Source organism: Caproiciproducens sp. MSJ-32, assembly GCF_018918055.1.
GTDB lineage: Bacteria > Bacillota > Clostridia > Clostridiales > Clostridiaceae > Clostridium.
On sequence record NZ_JAHLPS010000115.1, the window covers coordinates 1 to 8,475 of the forward strand.

Genomic DNA, 8,475 nt, shown 5'->3' on the forward strand with positions numbered 1-8,475 from the left:
ACTGCTGGTATTTCCATACCACCTATAAATCCTAGGTCTCCTTCTTTTAATTCTAAAGAAGCTGCAACTCCTGCTAAGAAACCTGCTTGTTCTTCTGCAAAGAAGATAGCTATTGTATTTTGAGATAAATCATAATTATTATCTCCACTATGTGGTGCTCCATCTAAAATTACAAACTTAGCATCTTCATACTTCTTTTGTGCATTATAGATAGCAGTTTCAAACTTAAATCCAGGAGTAACTATAAACTTGTATCCTGTGTCATAAAGATTTGTAATTTCCTTCATATAGTCTGCTTCAGTAGTACCTGCTGGTTTTAAGTAACTTGTTTCAACTCCAAATTCTTCTTCAGCTCTTAAAATACCTTCCCAAGTACCTTGGTTGAAAGATTTATCATCGATGGTTCCTGCATCGGTAACCATACCTACTTTTAAATCAGCTTTCTTTTCTCCTCCATTAGAATTAGAGTTTCCGCTTCCACAGCCTACAAGTCCTGTAACCATAAGAGCGGATAGTGTTAGTGCTATTAATTTTTTTCTCATAATAATCCCTCCATTAAATAATATATATAGCAATCTTTGTATAACAAAGAACTGCATCCTTATTGATAAGCTTTTTAATATTTCTTTTCTGATCCATTTAAAACTAATTTAGGTGGTATACTTATTCTTTTAATTTTGTCTTCCTTAGTTTCAAATTTTTCTATTAATAATTTAATTGCTTCCTTTCCTAATTCTATAGGAGAGTCTTCAATATAAGTTAGTTTTATTCCAACTATATCTATCAAGTCTATTTTATTAAAAGCTATCAAGGATATATCTTTTGGGATACCCTTATTCCTCTCAAATAATCCCTTTATAACCCCTAAAGTCATTTTATTACTACAAACAATTAAAGCTGTTGGTGGATTTTCCATATCTAAAAAATTCATTGTAATTTCATAAGCCTTTTCCAAGGAAAATTCACCATTTTTTATGTAATCTTCACAAATTTCAATATTATTTTCTAATAATGCTTTTTTATATCCTTTTAATCTATTTTCAGAAGTACTTGATTCTGTTATTCCTTTTATTATTCCTATTTTTCTATGACCTTCTTTTATAAGAAGAGAAGCAGCATCATAACCACCCTTAAAATCATCAACAAAAACCCCATTTAATTTAATATAATTTAAATCTGCTGAAACTAGAACAATAGGCATGTCCAAACTTTCTATTGTTTCAATAAAATCTTTCTCAAGCTTATTATTACTATAACTTGGAGTCATTATAACTCCTTTTAGCCTATGCTTTTTTATTTCTCTTAAAGCCTTTAACTCGCTATTTACATCATTATTAGTATTAAATAAAATTATATTTAGATCTTTTTCACTAGCAATTTTACTTATACCCTTAATTACTTCTCCAAAATAGGAGTTAGTAATATCCGGAACTATAATACCAATAGTATTATTTTCTCTTTTAGAGAGATTTCTTGCAATTGCACTTGGTACATAGTTCATCTCCTTTATAACTTCTAAAACCTTCTCTCTTGTTTCTGTTTTAACGTAAGAAGAATTATTTATAACTCTGGAAACTGTAGTTGGAGATACCCCTACTCTTTTCGCTATATCATCTATAGTTACTGCCATGTCTAAACTCCTTGTACAAATAGTTAAAAATTCCATATTTTTTCTCCATATATTATATAACTAATAATATATGGAATTCTAGTACTTAAATTTAAATTACATAATTTTTATTTTTCAAAACTTTTTATTAATTATTTGATAAATTAGTTTCGAAAATCTAGTGTAACCGGTTTCTTTGAAAGGCATAAAAACTTATTAAATTTAATAATTAATTCTCTCCAAAGGAAATCGATTACAAGAATAATGAGTAAATTTAATTTTTTAAACATCTAATCCAATATAATTTTATTAAGAGTTATATTTATTTATTCTAGTTAATATGCTTTGTCCTAAAAATTCCGATAAACATTTTATAAAAATAGATTCTCTATACTTATATAATATAATAAAAATTAAAGAATGCAAAGATATTTTTTTATTAACTTTACATTCTTTTATATACTCTTTCTAGCCCCTCTTCAAGCATAAAATATGTATCTCTAAATTGTTTATTTATTAATAGTTTTTCTTCTGCTTTATTAATATTATATTTTATACTTCTTTCACTGCCAAGATCTATTATTTTATTAATTTTTTCCTTATCTAAACAATTATATTTTTTTAAAAGCAATAAATATAAGTATTTATTTTCCTTCTTCCTTAAAATTTTTTTTAAATCTTTAGAAGATATATTAAAATGAGAACATAGTACATTTGTAACAATAATAATTCTATTTAATTTATATTCATTATTCATATGATCACCTCTTAACTATAATTATTACCTTATTTTCTAAAAGTAATCACTTATAATTAGATATTAATATACAAGCTTTATAAAAAAAAGCACAATATAGAACAAGTATATATTCTATATTGTGCCTTAGTGTTAATTAATTTTTACACTTACTGTTAAATTTGTTTTAATAGGTGGTTGTCCACCAAGTGCCATTGAATATTTTGCAAAAATATCCCCGCCGTTCTCATCAATATCAAGTTTTAATTCATCAGTATGAATTTGTAAATCTAAAACTCCATAAGGGGTATTATACATTGATATGGAAGTTTCACCTTCCTTAAAATTCATTATGGCATTAGTACTTCCTTCCCTTTCAAGAACTAATTCATCTTTTAATATTTTTAATGTGGTTGTTGTGCCTTCCATACCAGATAATTCAGTTTCATCATATATAGCTTTATATCCATCTTCTATTTTTTCAAATTTTCCAGGTGTAATAACTTCTATAACTTCATTTGTATCTAATTCATTAAAACTTTTTAATGATATAAATGCATTTTTCCCCATACTAATCCTCCATTATATTATTAGTATAATCTTATCTATATTAGTTTCTTATTATATAAAGAAATATCTTGCTTTTAGTTATTATATTATAATCAAATTTAAATTATTTATCAAATTATATATATTTTAATTGCATTAACTTTAGCAATCAATGGTTATTATTGTCTTTTATAGTTTATTTATCCTAATTATTAAAAAGACTTTTAATAATATCAAAAATTTTAAATTTGAATTCTATTTTATTTTCTATCTTTTTAGAATTTTTTTCATTATTTATTATTCTCTCTTTATCACTTTTTTCTCTTGCATTATTTTTATCTTCATATTTTTCTATAGTTTCTTTAATATTGTCAGCATCTATTGTTTCTTTAGCTTCATCTAAAAAACATAGAGGTGGAAACATAACGCACCACCAATTTTGTCCTTTTGCTTCCCCTATTAATATTCTATAAGCTTCATATTTACCTTGCGGAAACACCACATCACCATAAACTTTATCAGGAAAATTTTCCATAGAAAGAGAACTAGTTATATCATAATCATATCCTCTTTCTTTAACAACTTTTTTAGCTATATTTTCTATTTGTTCTTTATTTTCAATAATAAAATTTCTTGATTCTTCAAGATTTTTATTATCCTTTAATTTGTCATATACATAAGCAATAACTTCATCTCTTACTTCTAATTTAAGCTGTTGATCTTCTTCTGTATCACTATTTGCTATTATATGAAATCTAATTATTTTATCTGCAATATCTTCATAAACTAATTCTTTATCATCAAAATCGTCATTTTTATAGCTGCTTGTACAGCCAAATAAACTTAATAAATTAATTATAATTATAAAAGCCAGAAGAAATCTTTTCATAATAAAACCTCCATTTCATTCTAATTATTTACATATATTAGGAGGTTTATTCATCATTTATTAAATTGTTCTTGTTATATGTACTTCTTCATATCTTTCTTTCATTTTTTCAAAACATTTTTGTGCTTTTTGCATATCTTCAAAAAATGCAAATATTGTAGGTCCACTTCCACTCATCATACTTCCTAATGCACCTAAACGTATCATTTCTTCTTTTATATTTATTAATATTTTATGTTTTCTTAAAGTAACATTTTCAAGTAAATTTTTCATATTTTTAACTACATTGTTTAAATCATCTGCTTCAATAGATTTAATTAATTCTTTAGTATTAGGATGATTTCTAACTTTATCTAAACAAAAAGCTTCATATACACTTTTTGTAGAAATACCAAAAGGCGGTTTTACAATTACTACTATTTTATCCTTAAATCTTTTTAGCTCTGTTACTTTTTCTCCTATTCCTTCGCATAAAGCTGTTCCTCCTTTTATGCAATATGGAACATCTGCACCTAACTGTAATCCAATTTTCATTAATTCATCATCTGAAGCATTTATATTAAACATTTTATTCATTATTTTTAATACAGCAGCCCCATCTGTGCTTCCCCCTGCTAAACCTGCAGAGACTGGAATATTTTTTTTAATGTTTATATTAACTCCTTGTGATATATTATATTTCTCCATAAATAATTTTGCTGCTTTATAAGCTAAATTTCTTTCATCACGTGGAACATAAGGCTTATTACAAGCAATAGTTATACCTTTTTCTTGCTTTTCAATAGTTATTTCATCATATAAATCTATAGTTTGCATAACCATTTCTAATAAATGATATCCATCTTCCCTTTTTCCTACTATATCTAAAGATAAATTAATCTTTGCATAGGCTTTTGCTCTCATCTTATTTTTCCTTTCAACTATAAACATCATTTTAAAATAAACTTCAGAATATAACTTCTGAAGTTTATTTTAATTATATATTTTTTTCTTCTTATAGTAAACTAGGAAATATTTAAGCTTTTAATACTATCTTTTCATTTTTATAGCCTTCAATTATATTTATTAATGGTTCTAGTTTCTCATAAAATACTACTATATAATCTCCCTTCGAAGCAAGACTTATAGCCTTTTTAAAAGCTTTCTCTTCACTTAAAATAATTTCATATTTTTTATTATTACTATATAACTTGACACCCTTCTCTATTAATCTTGCTATTTCTCCTCTCTTTCTTCCTCTTAAATTTCTATCTTCTTTTATTATGAGATAATCTAAAAATTGACTTGATATTTTCCCTATTTTTATTGCAACATCATCTTTTCTATCTCCTGGTATTCCTATTACTCCATATAATTTATTATTAGTTAATTTTTTAATAGATGATAATACTGCCTTATATCCATCTATATTATGTCCATAATCTAATATTACATTTACCCCATTTACATTATGCCAATTAAATCTTCCTAAATTTTCCTTGGAGTTTAATTGATAACTTGTAATTCCATTTCTTATCATAGAATAATCTATATTTAATCCGATTAAAGCACTACACGCTGCTAATGTATTTTCTATATTGAATTTTAATTTTCCATTCAATGTAATTGGAACATCATTTACATTACATATTTTATATATTTTATTTTTATTTGACGCTACTATTTCATTTTTTTCTACATAAACACAGATAGAATCAGATTTATTTTTTAATAGTAAATCATTATTAGAATCTATACTAAAAAATATTTTTTTAGCTTTTATTCTATCTAATATTGTCCTACTCCAATAATCTTCTGCATTTATAACAACGTATCCATCTTCTTTTACAGCTTCTCCTACTAAAGACTTAACAAAACATAACTCTTCCATAGTATTTATATTATCGACACCTAAGTGATCTTCTCTTATATTTGTAATTACTGCAACATCAGCAGCATCATAAGCTAATCCGTTTCTAATAATTCCTCCTCTAGCAGTTTCTAAAACAGCAACATCAACATCAGGATTTAATAAAACTGATCTAGCACTATGGAATCCTGTATCATCTCCAATATCAATCACTTCATTATTTATAAAAATTCCATCTGTACTAGTCATTCCAGTACAATAACCCATTTTTTGAAGGGTATGACTTATTAATCTTGTTGTTGTAGTTTTTCCATTAGTTCCTGTTATTGAAACTACTGGTATATTAACAGGATTATTATTATATAACATATTTACTATATATTTGCCTATATCTCTTGCTTTTCCTTTACTTGGATTTAAATGCATTCTAAGCCCTGGAGCTGCATTTACCTCCATTATTATTCCATTAATATTTTCATTATCGATAATTGGTTTTGAAATATCTTCTGTACATATATCTATTCCACATATATCTAATTTTAATGCCTTTGCAGCTCTAATACATATTTTTTTGTTTTCTTCACATATAATGTCTGTACAATCTATAGCTTCCCCTCCAGTAGAAAGATTAGCATTCTTTCTTAAAAAGATCTTTTTATTTTTTTCTAAAATATCATCCAAGGATTTTCCTTGTTCTCTTATATAATTTATAACTTCTTTATCTATCTTTATTTTTGTTAAATTTTTTTCATGATCATTTCCTCTTTCAGGATTACTATTCAATATATCTATTAGCTCCCTAATAGTATTTTTTCCATTACCAACTACATATGGTGGTATTCTTAAAGATGCTGCTACAACTTCATAATTAATAACGCAAACTCTATAATCCCTTCCTTTATGATATTTCTCAATAATAATATCCTTGTATTTTTTTATTAAATTGCTATAGGCTCTTAATAACTCTTTTTCATTTTTTATATTTAAAATAACCCCCTTACCTTTATTGCCATATTGGGGCTTTAAAACAACTGGATAACCTATTTTTTCTGCTGTTTGTAATAAATCTAATATATTATTGACCTTGCTTCCTTTTGCTACTGGTATATTATGAATATTAAGCAGTTCTTTTGTTAAAAGCTTATCACAAGAAATATCTACTCCAACACAATTAGTATTACTTCCTATTGAAGCTTCAATTATTCTCCCTTGTTTACCATACCCTATTTGATAAAAATCTCCTTTACCTAGCCTTATAACTGGTAACCCAAGCTTTTCTGCATATTCACATATAGATCTTGTACTAGGTCCCATCATTTCATCCTTTAATATTTTATCTAATAATTTTATTCTTTCATCATAATTTATTGGAACTTTATTTATTAATGCATTAATTATATCTACTGCTAACTTTGCAGTTTCTAGAGCAAAATTTTCATAGACATATTGAAAAACAATATAATATCTATCACCTTCTATTTCCCTGGCCTTCCCATAACTAACATCTATACCAAGTTTATTTTGTAATGCAATAATAATATGTTCACAAATATGAGCTAAATAAGTTCCTTCATATAACCTTTTTACAAATCCTCCCTCTTCATCTATTCCGCATCTGTGAGTTTTTAATTCTGGAAGCATATTAACAAGATTATTACTAAAATCTTCTATTGCTGAACTTGGGGTTTCACTATATCCTTCTAAATCTACATCCAGCCTTATGCATTTCTTTAGTGAATAAATATTTTTCCCTTTAAAGACCTTAGTCTCTGTTATTTTCATTTTGTTGATTTTCCTCCTCAAAAGGTAACTTAGTTAATAAATTAAACCTATTTCCTTCTTTTAAGATATGTAATTTTACATTGAACATACTTAATACTTCGTCAAAATTTTGTTCAGAAACATTATTATAAATAATATCCCTAGCATCTAAAAAATACACAGCGCCATTTCCTATAACTTCTGCTTCTCCTGTATCCTTAACAACTATAGCCGTATCTTCATCAATACCTATTCCTAAAACTTCAGGATTTTGAGCTATACCTGCAAGCAGTCTCCCTATTCTTCCCCTTTGGGCAAAGTGCTGATCTATCATTATGCCTTTAACAAAACCAAGTCCCGGAGCCATTCTAAGAGTACATTTTCTTGGTGATTCTTCATCTGGTCCCATTACTATCATTGTATCACTCATAACAGATGCTCCAGCTGATGTTCCAACCATTATACATCCATTCTCAATAGCATCTTTTAGGGCCTCATTAATCAAAGTTCCTCCTATTAAGCTGGTAATTCTAAGCTGATCTCCTCCAGTAAAGAATATTAATGAAGCTTCTTTAACAAGATTTATATTATATTCATCAAAAGAATCTTTACGTTTCTCAATATTAAGTCCTTTTATATTATTAACTCCTAATTCTTTAAAAACTTTTGAATATTTTACAAATGCTTCTTTTGGATATTCTGTTGCTATCGTTGCAATTAAAATTGTATCTTTTTTTTTATCTATAGAATCACATACTATTTTTAATATCTCTTTATCTCCCTTTTTATCCTCTGCTCCCCCAATGATTATTAAATCACCTTTAATCTTTTCAGACATAAAACCACCTCTTAATCATGCATTTTTTATTTTAACCATACTTTTCTCATATTATTCAAATTCTGTAACTTCTAAAAATTAATACAATTTTTCTTTAAATATTCTATTAAAAATAAAAACAAAAAAGGGGCTGTCGCATTAGCGGTTAAAAATCGCTAATGCTCAGCTCTTATTTTGTACTGTTTTATATGAATTTTAAAGAGTTTTTCAAATAAATTCATCTCTACTCCTTAAAAATGGCGCA

Annotated in this window: 8 protein-coding genes; all 8 read right to left on the reverse strand. The window is 26.4% G+C overall.

The window, feature by feature from the left end; translation table 11 throughout:
- The coding region (locus tag KQI16_RS11820; RefSeq protein ID WP_216434677.1) for a BMP family lipoprotein at positions 1-542 on the reverse strand (542 nt) is incomplete at its 3' end.
- 74 nt (positions 543-616) lie between these two features.
- Positions 617-1,630, reverse strand: coding sequence for a LacI family DNA-binding transcriptional regulator (locus KQI16_RS11825; RefSeq protein ID WP_216434684.1), 1,014 nt, complete (start codon positions 1,628-1,630; stop codon positions 617-619).
- 424 nt (positions 1,631-2,054) lie between these two features.
- Positions 2,055-2,366 (reverse strand): hypothetical protein, encoded by a 312-nt coding sequence (locus KQI16_RS11830; RefSeq protein ID WP_216434678.1) that lies wholly within the window; start codon positions 2,364-2,366, stop codon positions 2,055-2,057.
- Between the two features lie 132 nt (positions 2,367-2,498).
- Entirely contained in the window at positions 2,499-2,915 is a 417-nt protein-coding gene (locus KQI16_RS11835; protein WP_216434679.1) for a DUF1934 domain-containing protein, read from the reverse strand.
- A gap of 184 nt (positions 2,916-3,099) precedes the next feature.
- A complete protein-coding gene (spoIIR, locus tag KQI16_RS11840) occupies positions 3,100-3,783 on the reverse strand; it encodes a stage II sporulation protein R (RefSeq protein WP_216434680.1) in 684 nt (227 codons plus the stop codon).
- A 60-nt stretch (positions 3,784-3,843) separates the two neighbouring features.
- Positions 3,844-4,686, reverse strand: a complete 843-nt coding sequence (gene ispE / locus KQI16_RS11845; protein WP_216434687.1) for a 4-(cytidine 5'-diphospho)-2-C-methyl-D-erythritol kinase — start codon at positions 4,684-4,686, stop codon at positions 3,844-3,846.
- A gap of 112 nt (positions 4,687-4,798) precedes the next feature.
- Entirely contained in the window at positions 4,799-7,414 is a 2,616-nt protein-coding gene (cphA, locus tag KQI16_RS11850) for a cyanophycin synthetase (RefSeq protein ID WP_216434681.1), read from the reverse strand.
- On the reverse strand, positions 7,395-8,231 hold the full coding sequence (locus KQI16_RS11855; protein WP_216434683.1) for a cyanophycinase: 837 nt from the start codon (positions 8,229-8,231) through the stop codon (positions 7,395-7,397). The genes cphA and KQI16_RS11855 overlap by 20 nt, the downstream gene beginning before the upstream one ends.
- Between the last annotated feature and the right edge of the window lie 244 nt (positions 8,232-8,475).

Coding starts and splice junctions, on each gene's coding strand:
- KQI16_RS11835 (WP_216434679.1), bottom strand. CDS start 2,915: ATGGGGAAAAATGCATTTATATCATTAAAAAGTTTTAATGAATTAGAT.
- KQI16_RS11825 (WP_216434684.1), bottom strand. CDS start 1,630: ATGGCAGTAACTATAGATGATATAGCGAAAAGAGTAGGGGTATCTCCA.
- cphA (WP_216434681.1), bottom strand. CDS start 7,414: ATGAAAATAACAGAGACTAAGGTCTTTAAAGGGAAAAATATTTATTCA.
- spoIIR (WP_216434680.1), bottom strand. CDS start 3,783: ATGAAAAGATTTCTTCTGGCTTTTATAATTATAATTAATTTATTAAGT.
- KQI16_RS11855 (WP_216434683.1), bottom strand. CDS start 8,231: ATGTCTGAAAAGATTAAAGGTGATTTAATAATCATTGGGGGAGCAGAG.
- ispE (WP_216434687.1), bottom strand. CDS start 4,686: ATGAGAGCAAAAGCCTATGCAAAGATTAATTTATCTTTAGATATAGTA.
- KQI16_RS11830 (WP_216434678.1), bottom strand. CDS start 2,366: ATGAATAATGAATATAAATTAAATAGAATTATTATTGTTACAAATGTA.